The organism is Anabaena sp. UHCC 0451 (assembly GCF_034931405.1).
Taxonomy (GTDB): domain Bacteria; phylum Cyanobacteriota; class Cyanobacteriia; order Cyanobacteriales; family Nostocaceae; genus RDYJ01.
This window is the reverse complement of the sequence record NZ_JAYGHA010000002.1, coordinates 162084-180588: the sequence shown is the minus strand read 5'-3', so window position 1 is coordinate 180588 and position 18505 is coordinate 162084. Positions and strand designations below refer to the sequence as shown.

General features: G+C 38.5%; 13 protein-coding genes. 8 read left to right on the top strand and 5 right to left on the bottom strand.

Features of this window, described 5'->3' with window-relative positions:
- Positions 1-31 precede the first annotated feature (31 nt).
- Positions 32-910, top strand: coding sequence for an aspartoacylase (locus VB694_RS02305; protein ID WP_323358692.1), 879 nt, complete (start codon positions 32-34; stop codon positions 908-910).
- Positions 911-956: 46 nt separating this feature from the next.
- On the opposite strand, the gene VB694_RS02300 is transcribed toward VB694_RS02305, so the two are convergent.
- The 3 genes from VB694_RS02300 to VB694_RS02290 form a co-directional block, all read right to left on the bottom strand.
- Positions 957-2069, bottom strand: a complete 1113-nt coding sequence (locus VB694_RS02300; protein WP_323358691.1) for a glycosyltransferase family 4 protein — start codon at positions 2067-2069, stop codon at positions 957-959.
- Positions 2070-2144: 75 nt separating this feature from the next.
- Positions 2145-2927: a PIG-L family deacetylase gene (locus VB694_RS02295; RefSeq protein ID WP_323358690.1), complete on the bottom strand. Its 783-nt coding sequence runs from the start codon at positions 2925-2927 to the stop codon at positions 2145-2147.
- A gap of 373 nt (positions 2928-3300) precedes the next feature.
- Complete coding sequence (locus VB694_RS02290) at positions 3301-5523, bottom strand: hypothetical protein (RefSeq protein ID WP_323358689.1); 2223 nt, start codon at positions 5521-5523, stop codon at positions 3301-3303.
- 791 nt (positions 5524-6314) lie between these two features.
- On the opposite strand from VB694_RS02290, the gene VB694_RS02285 reads away from it, so the two are divergent.
- Together VB694_RS02285 and VB694_RS02280 are read left to right on the top strand one after the other, a co-directional pair.
- Positions 6315-7487, top strand: coding sequence for a glycosyltransferase family 4 protein (locus VB694_RS02285; RefSeq protein ID WP_323358688.1), 1173 nt, complete (start codon positions 6315-6317; stop codon positions 7485-7487).
- Between the two features lie 40 nt (positions 7488-7527).
- A complete protein-coding gene (locus tag VB694_RS02280; RefSeq protein WP_323358687.1) occupies positions 7528-8661 on the top strand; it encodes a glycosyltransferase family 4 protein in 1134 nt (377 codons plus the stop codon).
- A gap of 242 nt (positions 8662-8903) precedes the next feature.
- Here VB694_RS02280 and VB694_RS02275 read toward each other — a convergent pair whose 3' ends face one another.
- Positions 8904-9167: a hypothetical protein gene (locus tag VB694_RS02275; RefSeq protein WP_323358686.1), complete on the bottom strand. Its 264-nt coding sequence runs from the start codon at positions 9165-9167 to the stop codon at positions 8904-8906.
- A 171-nt stretch (positions 9168-9338) separates the two neighbouring features.
- Positions 9339-10277 (bottom strand): phosphoribulokinase, encoded by a 939-nt coding sequence (locus tag VB694_RS02270; protein ID WP_323358685.1) that lies wholly within the window; start codon positions 10275-10277, stop codon positions 9339-9341.
- A gap of 525 nt (positions 10278-10802) precedes the next feature.
- Between VB694_RS02270 and VB694_RS02265 the strand changes: the two genes are divergently transcribed.
- From VB694_RS02265 to VB694_RS02245, 5 genes are all read left to right on the top strand, one after another.
- Positions 10803-11480 carry a DsbA family oxidoreductase gene (locus tag VB694_RS02265; RefSeq protein ID WP_323358684.1) on the top strand — a complete coding sequence of 226 codons (678 nt, stop codon included), beginning with the start codon at positions 10803-10805 and terminating at the stop codon, positions 11478-11480.
- Between the two features lie 360 nt (positions 11481-11840).
- Positions 11841-12665 (top strand): PEP-CTERM sorting domain-containing protein, encoded by an 825-nt coding sequence (locus VB694_RS02260; RefSeq protein WP_323358683.1) that lies wholly within the window; start codon positions 11841-11843, stop codon positions 12663-12665.
- 294 nt (positions 12666-12959) lie between these two features.
- Positions 12960-15023: a pentapeptide repeat-containing protein gene (locus VB694_RS02255; protein ID WP_323358682.1), complete on the top strand. Its 2064-nt coding sequence runs from the start codon at positions 12960-12962 to the stop codon at positions 15021-15023.
- A 225-nt stretch (positions 15024-15248) separates the two neighbouring features.
- Positions 15249-16928, top strand: a complete 1680-nt coding sequence (locus tag VB694_RS02250) for a Calx-beta domain-containing protein (protein ID WP_323358681.1) — start codon at positions 15249-15251, stop codon at positions 16926-16928.
- Positions 16897-17865, top strand: a complete 969-nt coding sequence (locus tag VB694_RS02245) for a Calx-beta domain-containing protein (protein ID WP_323358680.1) — start codon at positions 16897-16899, stop codon at positions 17863-17865. The genes VB694_RS02250 and VB694_RS02245 overlap by 32 nt, the downstream gene beginning before the upstream one ends.
- Positions 17866-18505: the final 640 nt, after the last annotated feature.

Sequence of the window (18505 nt, the reverse complement as noted above, 5' to 3'; positions counted from 1 at the left end):
AATTTTTTTTGTTTATATAGTTGAGGTAATTATGAATCAAATCAACCGGTTGGCAATTGTCGGGGGAAGTCATGGGAATGAATTAATTGGAGTTTATTTAGTCAAAAAGTTTCAAAAATATCCAGATTTAATCAAAAGAGCAAACTTTGAAACTTTGTCGTTACTAGGTAATCCCCAAGCGATCGCCGCAGGGAGAAGATACATTGACAAAGATTTAAATCGCTGTTTTACTGAAAACAATTTACCAACTGACAAAACTTCTATTTATGAAGAATTAAGAGCCAAAGAAATTCAACAGATATTGCAACCACAAAACCAGGAATTTGTTGATGCAATTATTGATTTACATACGACTACTGCCAACATGGGATTATGTATTATTTTGGGTAATATGCACCCCTTATTATTGCGTTTGGCGGCTAATTTGAGTGCGATTAATCCTTTGGTAAAAGTCTATAGTCATCAGCAGCCTAGAAACAGTGGTTTTCTCCGTTCTTTAAGTGAATTAGGTTTTGCTATAGAAGTTGGTGCTGTAGCACAAGGTATTTTAAATGCGGAATTATTTCAACAAACAGAGCAGCTTATTTATGCTGTGTTGGACTATTTTGAAGAGTTTAACCAAGGTAAAATTAAGTCAAATAATCACACGCTGACAGTTTATCAATTTATTGGTGTGGTTGATTACCCTAGAAATGAAGATGGGGAAATTCAAGCGATGATTCACCCCCAACTTCAATTTAGAGATTATGAACCTCTGCATCCCGGTGATCCAATTTTTCTAACTTTTGAAAACAAAGAAATTTTTTATGAGGGAGAGTCTACTGTTTATCCTATTTTTATCAATGAAGCAGCTTACTATGAGAAAGGAATTGCTATGTATCTCAGCCAAAAGGAAATGATTCATTTATAAGCACTTAGCCATTAGCCCACCGCTTATGGCTAGACCAAGTTAATACCTATTTACCTACTACAAATTCTCTGTTTTTTATAGTATTGATAGCGTTATATTTCCTGGTCAATTCACGATATATAGTCAATGTTTCCTCACTGACTCGCGTGGCACTAAATCTTTCTAGGTTTTGTTTAGCGCGGAATTTCCAGTTTTGCAATTGTTTGCGATCGCTAAGTAATTGTGCTAAAGCATTAGCTAAAGTTTGGCTGTCTTTGGCTGGTACTAAAATTCCCGCCTGGCGATGATCTAAAGTTTCAGGAATGCCGTCTACATCACTAGCGACAATTGCACAACCGGCTTCTCGTGCTTCTGTTAATACCAAACCAAATGATTCACAATGTGAGGCGAGAACAAAAATATCTGTTGATAACATATACCGTTGGGGTTCTGGTTGGAAACCTTCAAAATGAATGCGTTGGCGTATTCTTCCAGAGTTTTGAACCATTGTTTCAAATATAGCCCGATCTGGTCCATCTCCGACTAAATAAAGATGAGCTTGGGGAAAATCTTGTGCAATAAGTCGAAAGGCTTCAATTAACTCTCCAATACCTTTGCGGGTATACATTCCTGCTACTGTGGTGATGGCTGGATGATGTAGTTTGAGAGGTTGATAATCTTCCATTTTTCTATGTCGAGGACTGCCTAAAGTGCCGTTAGCAACTACCCGTATTTTTTTAGCTGGGATACCACGACGGATCATGGAATCAGCGACTGCATGACTAACAGCAATTACCCGATCTGCTAATCCCATGAAAATCGCACTACGTTGAAATTCATTATGTACGGTGGAAACTAAACTATATTCATGATTATTTCTGAGAATTCCGGCTAGTAAAACTCCTGTCATCATGTGGCCATGAACAATATCTGGTTGAAATTCTTTGATAATTTCTCGATAACGCCAAGCTGCTTTAAGGATGCTTACTGGTGTGCGTGATTGATTTAGTTGAAAGTGGTGAATACCATGATTTGCTAATAATGTTTCGTATTCTCCCCCGGCTGAAGCAACAGCAACATCAAGACCTTTTTTTGCTTGTAAACAAGCTAAGTCTACTGCCACATTGACAATGCCGTTACCAATTTTTTGGACATGATTTGTAATATGTAGAATACGCATTCTTTTTCTCCACGGCTTTTTTTAGTAAATAAATTTCAGCTTAAAGTATCAGGAAAATAGATGATTTATCAGTAACTATAATTCAGCTTTAAAGAAAATTTCGTCGGACTGTAAGAATCGCTTGATAAACCCAATAGGTAGGTTTTGCATTTGGGAAGGATAGGCGGCGATCGCTCTTTTTTTCTTTGCTTTTACTGATGTAATTGATAACCGATAAGCTGAACTAATATCCTTGATTTTTAAGAGGATAAATAATGGCGCTCTCCAGAATACCCAGATAGGATACTGTAGTAGTTCTACTTTAATTCCGCTTTGGGCGATCGCCTCTTTAACTAAGTAATATGTAGCTTCATGATCTTTATGACAATCTTTACGATGAGGAACATAAACTTCTCCTGGTTGATAATGCTTTAAAAGTTGAGCAATCTGATCAATTGTTTGTTGTTTTTCTTCTATGTTTAAATCTGGTAAACCACCATCTAGCTTATCTAAAAAGTGAATTTCTGAAGGTTCAACTCCTAAAATACCTAATGCTTTTAAGGATTCTTGTTTACGAATTTGAATGATTTGATTTTGAATATTTGGATCTGTACCATGCGAACCACGTCCATCCGTTAAAAATGTGACAGCTACTGTGATTCCTTGTTCCCGTTTCCGAGCAATCATGCCACCACAACCCAAGGTTTCATCATCTTGATGGGGAGAAAAAACCATTGCTGAGGTTTCACTAAATTTTAGTGGTTGACTTCCCCAACGTAAAATCCATTTGGAAACTAAACTGGCATGGATATATTGAATTTGATTTAACAAATTTGTGGGAATTAGTTTTTGTAATTTCTGCAACTTTCTTTTTAGCATTATTTTCTACTCCTTATATAGTGATCCAATTTGATTCATGTCCGCGTAGCGTGGCGTTCGCGTTAGCGTGCCGGAGGCATCAGCCATATTTTTCGTTGAGGCGAGGAACAGTGAACAGGGAAGAAAGCTTTCAGTATGTACTGAGTTCTGTATGGCTACGCCACGCAAGCTATCAAAAATCAAATAGGAGTCCTATATCTATATTCAACTGTTAGCTTGAATGTTTAGCGTTACTGATTTGATGTTTTTAAAAATCAATTTCTTATACAAAAAGCGGGTTTTAAACTGACTTTAGGTATTTTGAATTGGCTCACATCTTGCACCAGGCGACTGAAGTTAGTAATCAACTTCCAGAATGCTTAGAAAACTGCTGTTAACTTGGCAAACGATAGATAATCACTTTTCCATATAAATTCTCTTCCACAAACACTAAATATTCACCATTAGCACGGCGAAAAGCTCGGATACCGTGGGGGATATCAACCCAACCACTTTTTCCACCGACTTCAGGACCTGGACCAAATTTGTGTACAAGTTTGCCAGTAGCAGCATTGTAAACATAAACCTCTGCGGTTTTTACTGTCACTGCAAACACATAATCCCCAGCTACACTCATGGCTGCGGTAGAAACTTCTCGTTTACCAGTGGTGTCATAAGGAACTACAGTTCGCCATCTAGGATTGCGATTTCCTTGACTCCAATTATCAAACCGGGCAATTTCTGAGCCGACAACCCCCCAATCATCACCAGAAGCAGGATGATCTACAGTGAAACCGGATAAATACATAGTATCTGTTTCGGGAAAATATTCAATTCTTCGCAAATCTCTAAAGATGCTAGGAGTCTTTTCCTTTTGCATAGAACGATAGGTATAAATCGGGTTTCCTTTGCTATCTAATCCCTGTAAAGGATAATGACGAATACCATCTTGAGTTCGCAAAGTTTTCCAAACATCACCTTTAGTATCTACCCACCAACCACCTATGTAGGGATAATCTTGACTGTTATCATATTCATTTTGATCAAATGCACCATTACCATTTTTATCTCGCCAGATCCATTCTCCTTTGGCTGGTTGATGTGGAGGCCAATTACCGTTTATTGCTTTACCTTGATCACTAGTTCCTACAAACATTCCCGCAGGAATAGCAATTTTACCATCTGTTGTTGGTTGAAAACGATAAATTTGCAGAAAACTGCTAAACATATCTGTGAGAAATAAAAATGGTTTTCCCTGAATACGGCGGAAAATTGGACCATCCGGGGATGTGTGTAAACGCGGATCTTGAGGATATTTGAAAGGATTTAAAGTGTAGGCTTTATAAGTCCACTGTTTACCAGCAGGTTTACTATAATCCATCAGATATTCTTCATGTTTGGTGAAGAGATTTACACCATCACTTTTAGGATCAGTATCGGCATTATCAACAAATATTAAACCGAGTAATTGCCATTGTAGTTTCCCAGATGAAGAAAATTTTCTTAAATCTGTTCCTGATCTATTAAAACCATTATTATTGATATACAAATTCCCGGCGCTATCTGCACCAACGCCTGTAATACCATAGAGTTTTAAATTGTTAACTTCCCCAGGAACACCACTATAAATACCGTTTTTAGTTCCGAATGTTCCTACCTGTACAGGTTTGTTTTTGATGTTGTAAATTAGTACCTGTTGACGAATGCCATTTTCTGCCACTAATAATCTGTCTTGTTGGTAAATGGCGATCGCTGTAGGATCAACAACATCTACAATTTGTTGAGGTAATTTTTTACCTGTTTGATCATAATGGAATATTTTACCAGATGTGCTGCCTTTTTTATTTTGAATAATCCATAAAGTTCCCCGTGGATCAACAGCTATACCTCCAGGATTGGTAACAGCAAATTTGCCCATTTCCTGCATTGTTTCTGTATTGAAAATCCGCACAATGTTGGCATCTGCATTACTGACAAATAACTTATTACCTACAGTTGCTAAACCAGTGACTTCACCTTTTTCACTGATAATGAACATACTTTGATCCCAGCCATTTCCACCAGCAAAAGGTACAGGTTTTCCCGCTAAATTATAGCGTCTCACACAATACCAAGTTTTACCATCTGGAGGATAACCTTCTTTTTCCCCACTCATTGATCCTTGACTCATAGCAACATAAATATATTTGCTATTGGCTGTCACCGCTTTCCCACCAAGCCGATACCAACCGTGAAGGTCTTCCAGGATACCAATTACTTGACCATCTTTATATATTCCCGCTTCTAGACCATCTTCATCCCAGATACTATTAGTATAAATCTGACCATTTGCTGTGACATACATTGCCTCTATATTGTTTTGTACCCGCAATCTACCCTTACCAATAGTATTACCAAGCCAAGAAGTTTTATAATTAAATGCAGAGGCTGTAGCCGTTTGTGTTGGGGCTTTGTCTATTGTCATTCCAGCAAAGATGACAACTAAGACACAAGTTAAACTGAGTAAAATTTTGAAAACTATATTTTGTCGCCAATACCTACTCTTAACTACATTATTAATAACTTGATGAAGCTGATTTTGGCTTTTTTTAATTTGTGAAGTGAGTCTGTTTTTCATGGAATTGCTATGGTTGCATACTGGCAATTAACATTTCTTGCTAAGTAGGTGGGCGTTAAAAATTGTCGTTGGGGCAAGGGAACAGGAAGAGAGTTTTGAGCGATTTTACTTTTCTTCACATACCTTTAAATTTTCTTGTTCACCTACTTAAATTATGCTTTGGCTATGTTGATATGTTGCACCATGTCCAATAAACGTAGAGTAGACAATGCACACCATAATCATTGGCACTGAACATCAATAACCTAACAAACAAATGTTGTTTTTCAGATAGTTTCATCAAAACTTTATCAAAAAAATATATTTTTGATATTTTCTTTTCTGTTAGTAGTTGTATTTACAGAAAACCTATTTTATATTCAATGGCAAACGAGTTAATTATGATACCTAATCGTTGAATTTATACGTCTGTGGATAGATATAAAAATCCATGAAATCCTGAATTATTCAGAGGTACATATTTCAGGGGAGATTAATTATTAAAAGTAAGATTTATAATAGGTAGAAATTCCTTAGACTGCTGATCAAGTAAAATTTTTCACCCTTAGCCTAGTAACAATGATAGATATAAAAACAAGTTATTAAAAATAATAACCTGATTGATGCTTTTTTAACCGGATTTCCATCTGAGGTCATTGATGTTTGTGATCATCACTTTTAATCAAAAGTATCGGTTCAAACTTAGATATTCAAGATGATGTTGAGAATTGGCGCTTCTCAGTATCACTCATAATAATTAACGACTGCGTACAAAAAGTTTCATCTTGTGTGGAAGTCAAGGAGATAATTAGGTGGAAGGTAAAAAAACTTTGGAAAAAGCATCTGCATCTATCCTCACTTTGGGAACAGGTTGGTTTCCTCAAACACCTGGAGGATTGGAAAGGTATATTTATGAACTAACTCATAAATTAGCTATCAACAAAGACAGAATAGAATTATGTGGAGTTGGTTTACCAGATGAAAAAAATGCACCCATTAAATTAAATAATTTAGCATCTCCAGATAGTCGTATTTGGGAAAGATTATGGTCAATTCGCACTAACTTCCAAAAAACGAGATTAGATCAACCTGACGCAATTAATCTACATTTCGCATTATATAGTTTTCCCATTTTGGATCTTTTACCAAAAGAAGTACCCATTACTTTCAATTTTCATGGTCCTTGGGCTTCTGAAAGTCAGGAAGAAGTAATAGATAAAAAACTAAGTATTTGGATGAAGCAGCAGTTGATAGAAAAGAACACTTATAATCGTTGCGATCGCTTCATAGTTCTCAGCAAAGCTTTCGGTAATATCTTACATCAAAAATATCAAATTCCTTGGCATAAAATCCATATTATCCCCGGTGGAGTAGATATTAATCACTTTCAAAATAATTTATCCCGTCTCGAAGCGAGAAAACAACTAGGTTGGCCAACTGACCGACCAATATTATTTACATCCCGTCGTTTAGTTTATCGCATGGGAATTGACAAATTACTGCAAGCAATAGCCACAATTAAACCCCAAATTACAGATATTTGGTTAGCTATCGCTGGACGTGGACATATTCAAACTTTACTGCAACAACAAGTTAGAGAATTAGGACTAGAAAACAACGTTAAATTCTTAGGTTTTCTACCGGATGAACAGTTACCAATTGCTTACCAAGCTGCTAATTTAACAGTAATGCCTAGTCAATCTTTTGAAGGTTTTGGATTAGCAATTATTGAATCTTTAGCCTGTGGTACTCCAGTTTTATGTACTCCTGTAGGGGGAATGCCAGAAATTTTACAAGGATTTACACCAGACTTAATTACTAATTCTACCACTGCTGAAAGCATTGCTGAAAAATTAGAACAAGTCATGTTAAGAAAAATTGCTTTACCTTCTAGAGAAAAATGTCGTAATTACACAGTTCAAAATTATGACTGGACTAATATCGCTCAACAAGTAAGGCAAGTTATTTTAGCTGAAAAGAATTGATAAATTAAACGCAGATAAACGCAGATTCAGGAAGATATTTATGAAGGTTTTGTTTTTGGATCAAAGTGGTAAACCCGGTGGTGCTGAGTTATGTCTGTTAGATATTGCTAAACCCTACGCTAATACTTCTTTGATTGGTTTATTTGCAGATGGTGATTTTAGGAAATTACTGGAAACTAATCATATTCCTGTGGAAGTTTTAGCAACTCAAGCTATTAAAGTTAGAAAACAAAGTAGTCTATTCTCAGCATTAGCTAGTTTAGGAAAACTCACACCTTTAATTAATAAAGTTATACACCGCGCTAGGGAATATGATTTAATTTACGCTAATACTCAAAAAGCTTTGGTTGTCGGTGCAGTAGCGAGTTTCTTCGCTCGTCGTCCTTTGGTTTATCATTTACATGATATTCTATCTACAGAACATTTTAGTAAAACTAATCTACAAGTTGCTATTACTTTAATTAATCGTTTTGTATCTTTAGTCATTGCTAATTCCCAAGCTAGTAAAACCGCCTTTATCCAAGCAGGAGGAAAATCAGATATTGTTGAAGTTGTCTATAACGGTTTTGAAACTAAAAATTATCAAATTTCTGAAGTTGCTGTTAAAAATTTAAGGCAAAAATTGGGTTTAGCAGAAAAATTTATAGTTGGACATTTTAGCCGTCTTTCTCCCTGGAAAGGTCAACATATTTTAATCAATTCCCTTGCGGAATGTCCAGAAAATATCACTGTCATTTTAGTTGGTGATGCTTTATTTGGTGAAGATGAGTATGTCCAAGAATTACACCAAAAGGTAACTGCATTAGGTTTAGAAAACCGAGTAAAATTTTTGGGTTTTCGTGATGATATTCCCCAATTAATGTCAGCTTGTGATTTAGTGGCACATACTTCAATTGCACCTGAACCTTTTGGTAGAGTTATTGTTGAAGCGATGCTGTGCGGTAAACCTGTGATTGCTGCTAAAGCTGGAGGTGCAATGGAATTAGTTGAAGATGGTATTAATGGTTTTTTAGTGACACCAAATAACCCCCAAGAATTAGCGCAGGTAATTAATACTTGTTGTCAGGAAAAAGACAAGATTAAAAAAATCGCTAATCATGCTAAAATAACGGCTAGTCAGCGTTTTGATGTGAATATTATTAATCAACAAATTCAAGAATTGCTAGAAAGGTAATCAGATCCCCGACTTCTTAGAGGATGTTTGAAAAGTCTAACTTGGGTGATTATAAATCACATCTACACAGACAAAACCTGCCTACGCAGGTTTGAAACCCCTAATTTTTCGTTAGTCCACGCAGGTGGACTTTGCTTGTGTAGTAGCGAATTATATTCGCCATAAACTTTTAAAACAACCTCTTAAGTATATCTATTATGTATTGAGATTAAATACGAGAGAAGTCGGGGATCTTTAATCATCTACGCTGCTTCCCGCATTTGCGAAGGTATACTCACTTCTGGAAAGGGAAGGGAAAGTTGTTCATTTTGAGGTATTGCAGCTTCCTCCAAGACTGTGACTTGAATATTGACACTGACTAAATAACTACCTGTATCCGCACCTACCGCTTCAGCTATTAATTTAGCTATGTCTGGACGTTTTGCGGTCAGAGGATCACGTAAAATAGAACGATCCCATTCATGCTTGGCAGTTGGATTAAGATTGAGAATATAATGCTTCATCATAGGAATATCCTTGAATCCATCTTCCAGAGGTCTTTTACAGGTCGGACGCGATGAATTTATCATAGTACCTTTGTACTATAATGTCAAGATGGTCAGTAATACTCAAAATGATTGATTTTTGGACTTTTGCCAGGGCTAGAAAAGGTAAAAGCCCTGACATCAAAAAGCGGTTTATTGATATATTTGCGTAGCTTTGAGCATATGATAGGTAATGATTAACTGTGTCAGTGCCAATGGGTAACTTTGTAGAGTTTCTCCAGTTGTACCAGCTATTTTACCTAGTTCGGGATTAATTTCGCGATCGCACACATTTTTTAAATAAGGCATATCATTACACATAATATGCTCGATCTTATTCACCTGTTCCAAGGTAGCGTGTCCATCAACTTCCAGCACATCCACAGGTTTACCCATATCTCGGTCTAATCCCAGACGCACCGCTGATTCCAAATTATCATTACCACCTTGGATAATCTCCGTAAAATCTGGGTGGGGAACTGTTGGCCGTAGTACCAAACGCACATTTAAATGACCATTACTTTCATCCTCGTTTTCATTGGGAGGATAGAAACTAACAACAATATCAGACCATTGACGCTGGGGACGGATAAACTGTTCTGAATCTGGTTCGCGTTTTTCTAATTCTGCTAATACCTGTTCTGGAGTATAACCGCGTTTTTGCGTATCCCGTTTGACTTTCCAAGTAGCGCGGAGTTTTTCAGGAGGGGCAAGATAAACTTTAACATCATAAGCATCACGGGCTGCACGGGTAGAATAACCAAGTAAACCTTCAATAATCACAAATTTATTGGGTTTAATGTACTTTGGAGCTTCAAATGTCCCAGTTGAGTGGCTGTAAACTGGCTTGAGAATTGGTTGACCTGTGCGTAGCAGCGATAGATGTTGCTGCATAATATCTAAATGATTGCAATCAGGATGAAGGGCTGTAATGCCAATTTCCGCCCGTTGTGTCCGATCATAACGATGGTAATCATCTGTACAAATAAGGGTAACATTTTCTGGACCAAGTACCTGGGCAATACCCTTTGTCAGCGTAGTTTTTCCAGCTGCGCTATCACCGACAATACCAAGAATAATTGGACGACTCATCTTACCCCCTTTAACACAAACTGGTTGCGTAATAATGTTGCTAGAGAACAGTTTTGATTAATTTACTAATTTTAGAGGCAATTTAGTGAATAAATTCAAGTTTGAACTGTCGTCGCAACATCTCTCAACATCAAGGCTTGAGCAGGTGCTATTAGCTAGTACCACAGGGCGGAAGTCAAAAGTCAAAACGACTACAGCATAAGCTCTTACAATATTTATAATGGTTGGTTTATTTACGCCAAGCTGTACTAATGTATTGCGATCGCATAATCGCTATCATGTTTTTCTACCTGCTCAAGGAGACTAGCAGACAAAACATTTCATAATATCTTTAGCTAGTAAATTTCCAAAGTAGCTATGGAGAATTAATCACAAAAAAGTATGCCATCTTGTTGTTTAAAATCATGTTTGAATACTGGATAAACTGTATGACTTGTACTGTAAATATATAATTCTTGATATTAAAAATTCCTAGTTATTTAAGGGTTATGATAGAAGCTCTGGTGGGTCTAAGGATGAAGTGATATGGAACCGATTCGTATTTTTTACTTTTCCGATGTTCTCTGCATTTGGGCTTATATTGCTCAGACTCGTCTGGATGAGTTAAAAACAACCTTTGAAGACAAGATTGCCATCGCACAGCACTTTGTCCCCGTCTTTGGTGTTGCTCATGAAAAACTGGAGAACCTATGGCGCGAACGCGGGGGATTGCAAGGATACAGCCATCATGTCCAGGAGGTGGCGAAAAAGTTCGCTCACATCACCGTTCATCCTGATATTTGGACTAAGGTTACACCGCCTTCATCCACATCCTGTCATTTGTTTCTCCATGCCATTCAATTACTAGAAACGAAGGATTTAGTAGAGCGAAATCAACAGGTATTTGAAAAAATAACCTGGGCATTTCGGGAGGCGTTTTTTACCCAACTGGCCAACGTTTCTGACCGCAAGGTACAATTTGAAATTGCGGATAATTTAGGACTCCCAATTGCTGCTATCCAAGCTCAGATTGATAGTGGTGAGGCTTATGCTCAACTATCCAAGGATTTTGAATTAGTTAAAGAGCATACAGTTACAGTCAGTCCGACTCTAATTTTTAATGAAGGACGGCAAAGACTTAACGGTAATGTGGGTTATCGGGTGATTGAAACCAATATTCGGGAGTTACTGCACAATCCTCCGGGAGAACAATCCTGGTGTTAAGCAATTCAATTAATTTTGCTCAGGTACTTATTAACCTTGAGCAAGCTAATTTGTACATCAATTATTGTGCATAATTTACGAATCTATGTCCAATTATAGGTGATATTATAATCAAAGCTATTTCTAGCTATAGATTATATTTATTTTTTCTTATTATAGCATTCATAACAATGAATACACGGCAAAATATGCGGAGATAAAAAATACTCCTCGCATATTCTCGCATATTTATTAAATTGTATTGTATTCAATCAATTCATTCAGAAAATCAAGCGATCGCCTGTCACATTAATATCAGAAACCAGAGTTATTAATCTGACCCTGGTAAGCAGTTCTCAAATTTAATCAGGAGCATACATCATGAGTTTCACGAAAACTATTGCTGAAGTTACAATCAAAAGCACTTTGAGTAGCGGAATCTTCTTTGCGGGATTGACAATTGCTACTCATCCAGTTTTAGCAGCTACATTGACTGTCGGATGTGCAGCAACGGATTTGTGTACTCTAACCGAGCTTTTTCATGGTGGTTCTATTCAGGTAGGACAAGAACTTCTAAGTGACTGGTCTCTAGTAAATAGTAGTGTAATTGGAACAGCTACCAACTTTGACTTTAATAATATCGTAGTACAAGAAGAAGACCCGATATCCTTTGGTAATGGAGCAGCTTATTATGCTAACAATCGGGAACTAAGTGTTTTTGGTTCAGGCAGTAAAAGCTTCAGTTATAATTTCAAAGTTACAAGCTTAGGGAATAATATCACAGAGATAAAATCGCCTTTGCGATTTCGTCAGGTAGCCAACGGTAGTCAACTTGTTGGAAGTATTAACGTTGGAACAGTCCCAGGAAGCAACGACATTGGTAATGCTACTTCAGTGTATAGCGTATTTCAAAATATCAATGGGATTCCCGTTTCTGTTCCAAATCTTTCTAGTTTTTGGGTAAATACTGCTATTTCTGTTTTTTCTGATAGTCAAGCTGAATTAGGATGGATAGATGGATCACAGGGACGGGCATACCAGCAACTTTTTCAACTTGCTCCTGCTTCTGTTCCCGAACCCTCATCAATTCTTGGTCTCCTTGCCTTCAGCACACTAGGAGCAGGTGTAATTCTCAAGCGTAAACTGAAACAATCTCAGCAAACGCATATACCCCAAAAGTACGATTCTTTAATCACAGCAATTTAGAAAATTAAATTAACTTACTTGGGATTGTGCAACAAAATATGCGGGGATAAAAATTATTCCTCGCATATTTATCAAATTGTATCGTATTCAATCAATTCATTCAGGAAATCAAGCGATCGCTTGTCACATTAATATCAGAAGTCAGAATTGTGAACTACGACTCAGGTAAATCACAACATTGTAGGGGCAATTCATGAATTGCCCCTACATAAATTCAAGGATTTGGTGATTTTTTGAGTAAGTCGTGGTTACAGACAAATTTTGTATGAATCCTCCTATCTAGAAGGCAAAACCATGTTAAAAAAAATTAAAATTTTAGTCCCATTAGATGATTCTGATATCCCCGATGCTACCCATAAAGACGCACCCGACTATAGACTGGTTTTTGAAGAAAGCATGAATCTGGCAGAGGCGCTCAATGCTGAAGTTGTGCTGTTGCATATCGCAAGTCTTGAAGATGAGATGTCTATTCGTCCCAGCCATGAACCGGGAAGCGATCGCTTCTATAGCCCAGAGGACTTGAAAGGTTTGAGAGAGACCGGGTATGTAGCTGAAATTGAGGATTTAATAGAGAGGCATTTACCTAGACTTGATCTTAGTGCTGGTGCAGGGGCTGAACTCAAAGATTGGGAAGAGGGGCGTTTACATGAACTTGAACTTCATGATGAGCCGAAGGATACCTTGTATGCTTTGCGTGCCTGGGCTATGCCACTGACATACAAACTGCAAAAACCGATTCAAGATTTGCTTGCCAGAGCTAGGGATGAAGGCATCCAGACTCGCGCTATGAGTATGCTGGATAGTCAAAGTCTGATCATTTGCGAATCTGCTCAGGAATGGGATGCGGATCTGATTGTGATGGGACGTGGTGGAGCATCGGAATGGCGCAGTCTGTACTTTGATAGCGTCAGCACCTATGTGTTACACCATACGCCCTGTTCGGTTGCTTTGGTGGATTGGCATTTGAAAGAAGTGCAGAAAATTCGCAAAATCTTGGTTGCCCTCGACGACTCCCCCACTAGCCTAGATATCTTCCTCCAAGCCATGAACCTGGCTGAACGAATTCGTGCGGCAAAGCAGTCTCTCAGCCCCAACATTACCGACAAGGATGCAACACCGACCCTGTTCCTACTGCACGTTACATCGCCATTTGAGCATGGCTATTCCCAGATGTTAACAGCTTTTGCTACTTGGGCAGAACAGCGTAATATTCCTGTCCAACCTTTACAAAAGCCCGCCCCAAAAGTGCAGGAACACTTCACTGAATCCATGCTGCAACCTGATGCTCTGCCAGGTCAGGTAATCTGTGAAATGGCTACGGAGTCGGGAGCAGACCTGATTGTGTTGGGCTACCGCCGTGAATGGGAACTGAAAAAGCTGGTGTTGGGCAGCGTTTGCAACTACGTTACTCGTCATGCACCCTGTTCGGTCTTTGTAGTCAGAGCCTTCAAACCCCTCGACATCGAACCCAGTTCTGGCAAAACAGAACTGACACACATCGAACCAGCAAAAGATGCCGACCAATTATTTAACAGGTGCATTATGAATGGGTATCGACTTCTTATGGAAGGACAACTTACAGGGAGAAGATTGCAACCTGTAAATGATTCAGCCTACGTGAGGATGAATCCTGGTCTGCTTTACCCTACTCCTCTTAATCCCATCGGTCAAGATGTTAGTAAAACCAATTGGAATGAGATCAATTTCAGTGGACAAAATCTCATTGGTCAAGATTTTAGTGGAAATAATTTGAATGGGAGGAATTTTAGTAATGCTAACCTGAGTAAGGCAAACTTGAACGGAGCGAGCCTAATCAATGCGGACTTGAGCAATGCGAATTTAGAGGGTGCAAACCTGAGTCATGCAAATTTAAGTCATGCCAATCTCAGCAATGCGAATTTAGTTGGTGCTATCCTCATTGAGGCTACATTAGATGGAGTAGATTTGTGCCATGCTGACCTGAATCGTGCAAATTTAAGCCTAGCCCTCTTTAGAGATGAGCCAGATTTGTGTAACGCCAACTTTGCAAATGCCAACTTAACAGAGGCTCAATTTAACGGTGCCAATTTGGTGGGTGCAGATTTTCATGGAGCTATTTTGATTGCTGCAACAATGGAAAACTCCAGCAATTTAGATGAGGCTAATCTATGCAATGCGAATTTACACCGAGCTATCTTCACAAATGTCACAATGCGCGGTGCTGATCTTCGTCGTGCTGATTTGAGTAGAGCAACTCTAAACAAAGTTAATCTTGAGGATGCTAACTTTGTTGATGTAAAAGTAGATGGCGCGAAATTTACGAACGTTTCCGGTCTTTCTATGGAAATACAGAAAGAACTCGAAAAGCAAGGGGTATAGTGAATGATTAATCATTCATCTCAAGGGATGCAGTCAGGATCACTAGACATCTCCGTTAATTGGTTTAGGCGGAAATCCTGGACTCATGTATTTTAAATACGTTTCATAACATCTTCAATCAATTCATACAGGAAATCAAGCGATCGCTTGTCACATTAATATCAGAAGCCAGAATTATTAATCTGACTCTAGTAAACAGGTCTCAAATTTAATCAGGAGCGCATCATGAGTTTACAAAATAAAGCCAAGAAAACTGTCAGGAATATTTACTCTGAAATAGACTTGTCTTCTATCGAAACAATTTTTAAAAGTATTCCTAAAGTCAATGGGCAAATCTTGACCCGAAATAATACATCTTTATCTTCTCTCCTTAATTCTTCTCTCAATACCCCCTCACTGAAGGCTAATAAGCCTGATACCGAATCGAAGAGTTTGCTAACTTATAATCCATCATCTTTCACTCCTCAAGGAAATCAGGGTTCTTCTTTTTTAAGTGTTATCTCAACTAATAATGGTTTATCTGGCTTTGTCTATGGGTTTCACCAACTTGATCAAACAGGAGTGGGGCAAACTATCTTCATTGATACCAATAGCCTCTTCGACATAGATCTAATACCCTATCAACCCATTGGATGGGACGGGCCTATCGTCATTTCAACTGTAGCAGGAACTCATACTAACGCTCAAACAATTACGACGGCTGATACGCTTTATATCGACTTTGCTATACTCAATAACGGACCTGACTACGTGTTATTTGAGAATTTCAAGTATACTCTCTCATTGGATGGAGTACTGTGGGGGTCTGTAACTAAATATCCGCCATTTTACACATATCCGCCTATTCTTAATCAGGACAGTATATTCGCTCCGCTGTCAGCAGGAACTCACGAAATTACCTTGACAGTAGATTCCGAAAATACCGTACAGGAAACCAACGAAAACAACAACGTCTTTAGTAAACGCTTTACTGTTTTGGGGACAACTCCACCCCCAACTCTGTCCATAAACGATATCAGCATCAATGAAGGTAGTAGCGGAGTTAGTATAGCAACTTTCACTGTTACCCTCTCCACTGTCGCTACATCCAATGTTACAGTCAACTATGCCACAGCCAATGGCACAGGCTCCGCAGCAGCAGTGGCTCCCGATGACTACACTTCTAGCAGTGGCAGCTTAACCTTCACCCCAGGTGAAACCAGCAAAACCATTTCTGTAACCATTATTAGCGATACTGTAGTAGAAGCTAATGAAACCTTCTTTGTCAATCTCAGTAGTGCCACTAACGCCATCATTGCTGATAATCAGGGTGTAGGAACAATTCTTGATGATGATAGTACACCAATCATTCCCACTCTAGCGATCGCTGCCACCAATGCCAATCTAACAGAAGGAAATAATAGTGGGACAAACCCCTTTACCTTTACTGTCAAGCGTGATGTGAATACGACTGGTGCGAATGCGGTTAACTGGGCGGTAATCGGTTCGGGAACTAATCTGGCTAATGACTCTGACTTTGTGGGTGGAGTATTCCCTTCTGGGATATTGAATTTTGCGGCAGGTCAAACCTCAAAGAAAATTACAGTAAATGTTCAAGGTGATACGACTGTTGAAGCCGATGAGAACTTTACCGTTACTCTCTCTAATCCTACTAATGGAGCGACAATTACAACTGCTACAGCAATAGGTACTATTCAAAATGATGATAGTACAGTAACCACTCCCACTCTAGCGATCGCTGCCACCAAAGCTAATCAAATAGAAAAAAATAGTGGGACAAACCCCTTTACCTTTACTGTCAAGCGTGATGTGAATACGACTGGTGCGAATGCGGTTAACTGGGCGGTAATCGGTTCGGGAACTAATCTGGCTAATGACTCTGACTACAGTAAATGTTCAAGGTGATACGACTGTTGAAGCCGATGAGAACTTTACCGTTACTCTCTCTAATCCTACTAATGGAGCGACAATTACAACTGCTACAGCAATAGGTACTATTCAAAATGATGACACTTCCACATTAGCAACCATCACTTTAGCCTCAAACTATAGCGGTGTCAGTGAAAATGGTAAAGCAGACATTGTCTATACCTTCACTCGCACAGGAGCAACCACGAGTCCTCTGACGGTTAATTTCGGAATAGATGGTAGCGCTACACAGATTACGGATTACGTTGCCTATAATGGACTCTTTCCTAGTGCTAAACAGGGAAACATTACTTTTAACATTGGGTCAACAACAGCCAAGTTGATTCTTGTCACCGTTGGTGATCAGCTTAAAGAAGCCAATAAGACGATTAATTTAACCCTTGCTAGTGGTGTTGGTTATCAAGTTGGCACAACTGCTGCGGTTTCCAGCACGATCATTAATGATGATGGCACTCTCAATCAACAAGGTACTTCTGGTTCGGACTATATAGAAGTGGGTTCAACTCGAATTCTCAGTGGACTTGGGGGTAACGATATTTTAATCGGTTCCCAATCTAGTGAAATTTTAGTTGGAGGACAAGGGTCTGACACCTTGACAGGCGGCGATAATTTTGACACTTTTCTATTTAGTAATAGTTTTGAGGGAGTGGATAAGATAACCGACTTTAATGTTGATCAAGACTTAATTCAGGTATCTGCGGCTGGCTTTGGTGGAGGACTCATAGCTGGTACAAATATTGCTTCAGACCAGTTTAGTCTAGGGATAGCAACCGCTTCTACCAGGTTTATTTTCAATAAACCAAGTGGAGGACTCTACTTTGACATTGATGGTAGTGGTAGTACTGCCGCAGTTCAAATAGCGTCCTTGACGGCCAACTTAAACTTGACGGGTGATAATATTTTTGTTGGCTAGATTAATAATAGTTTGATTGTTTAATCCTCCGGGAGAACAATCTTGGTATTAGGAATGCAAGCATTAATTGAAAGACGCGATCGCAATTCAACAGACCTGATCATCAATAGGACTTATGCACAGGTTAAGAAAAACGAACCACAGAGGACACAGAGGTCACAGAGGTCACAGAGGAATGAGAGTTTGAGAGGGTTTTTGCGTAAGTCCTAATCAAAATTAATTTTCAATCAACAAATTCACCCTGATCTCAAACATCAGAATGACAGAACTTTTTAACTTTTTATTCAGATTAGAAAAAGTCTGAAAACCATCATGAGTATCTCAACCGATCATCAAACATTTCACCTAAAAAACTCGACTTTTGCAGGGAAGTTAGTGTGTCCATATTGCCACAATTCTTTTCCCTTGACTTGGCATCAATACTGGTCAGCACCGTTTGGAAATCACCACTGTCCTCAATGCAGAAATGTGTCCTATCTTAAAGATAATTCTTTTTGGGTATGGCCAATCCGAATAGCGGGAATAATGGTCGGTGGAATATCATCATTTGTTTTAGCATCATACCTTTTCAATAATTTATTGATAGGAACACTCTTCTTGATTATTGGTAGTTTTGGAATTGGATTCCTAACTGACAAAT

Bases quoted from the DNA above. Each gene is read 5' to 3' on its own strand.
- VB694_RS02305 (WP_323358692.1), top strand. From the start codon at position 32: ATGAATCAAATCAACCGGTTGGCAATTGTCGGGGGAAGTCATGGGAAT.
- VB694_RS02300 (WP_323358691.1), bottom strand. From the start codon at position 2,069: ATGCGTATTCTACATATTACAAATCATGTCCAAAAAATTGGTAACGGC.
- VB694_RS02295 (WP_323358690.1), bottom strand. From the start codon at position 2,927: ATGCTAAAAAGAAAGTTGCAGAAATTACAAAAACTAATTCCCACAAAT.
- VB694_RS02290 (WP_323358689.1), bottom strand. From the start codon at position 5,523: ATGAAAAACAGACTCACTTCACAAATTAAAAAAAGCCAAAATCAGCTT.
- VB694_RS02280 (WP_323358687.1), top strand. From the start codon at position 7,528: ATGAAGGTTTTGTTTTTGGATCAAAGTGGTAAACCCGGTGGTGCTGAG.
- VB694_RS02275 (WP_323358686.1), bottom strand. From the start codon at position 9,167: ATGATGAAGCATTATATTCTCAATCTTAATCCAACTGCCAAGCATGAA.
- VB694_RS02270 (WP_323358685.1), bottom strand. From the start codon at position 10,277: ATGAGTCGTCCAATTATTCTTGGTATTGTCGGTGATAGCGCAGCTGGA.
- VB694_RS02265 (WP_323358684.1), top strand. From the start codon at position 10,803: ATGGAACCGATTCGTATTTTTTACTTTTCCGATGTTCTCTGCATTTGG.
- VB694_RS02260 (WP_323358683.1), top strand. From the start codon at position 11,841: ATGAGTTTCACGAAAACTATTGCTGAAGTTACAATCAAAAGCACTTTG.
- VB694_RS02255 (WP_323358682.1), top strand. From the start codon at position 12,960: ATGTTAAAAAAAATTAAAATTTTAGTCCCATTAGATGATTCTGATATC.
- VB694_RS02250 (WP_323358681.1), top strand. From the start codon at position 15,249: ATGAGTTTACAAAATAAAGCCAAGAAAACTGTCAGGAATATTTACTCT.
- VB694_RS02245 (WP_323358680.1), top strand. From the start codon at position 16,897: ATGACTCTGACTACAGTAAATGTTCAAGGTGATACGACTGTTGAAGCC.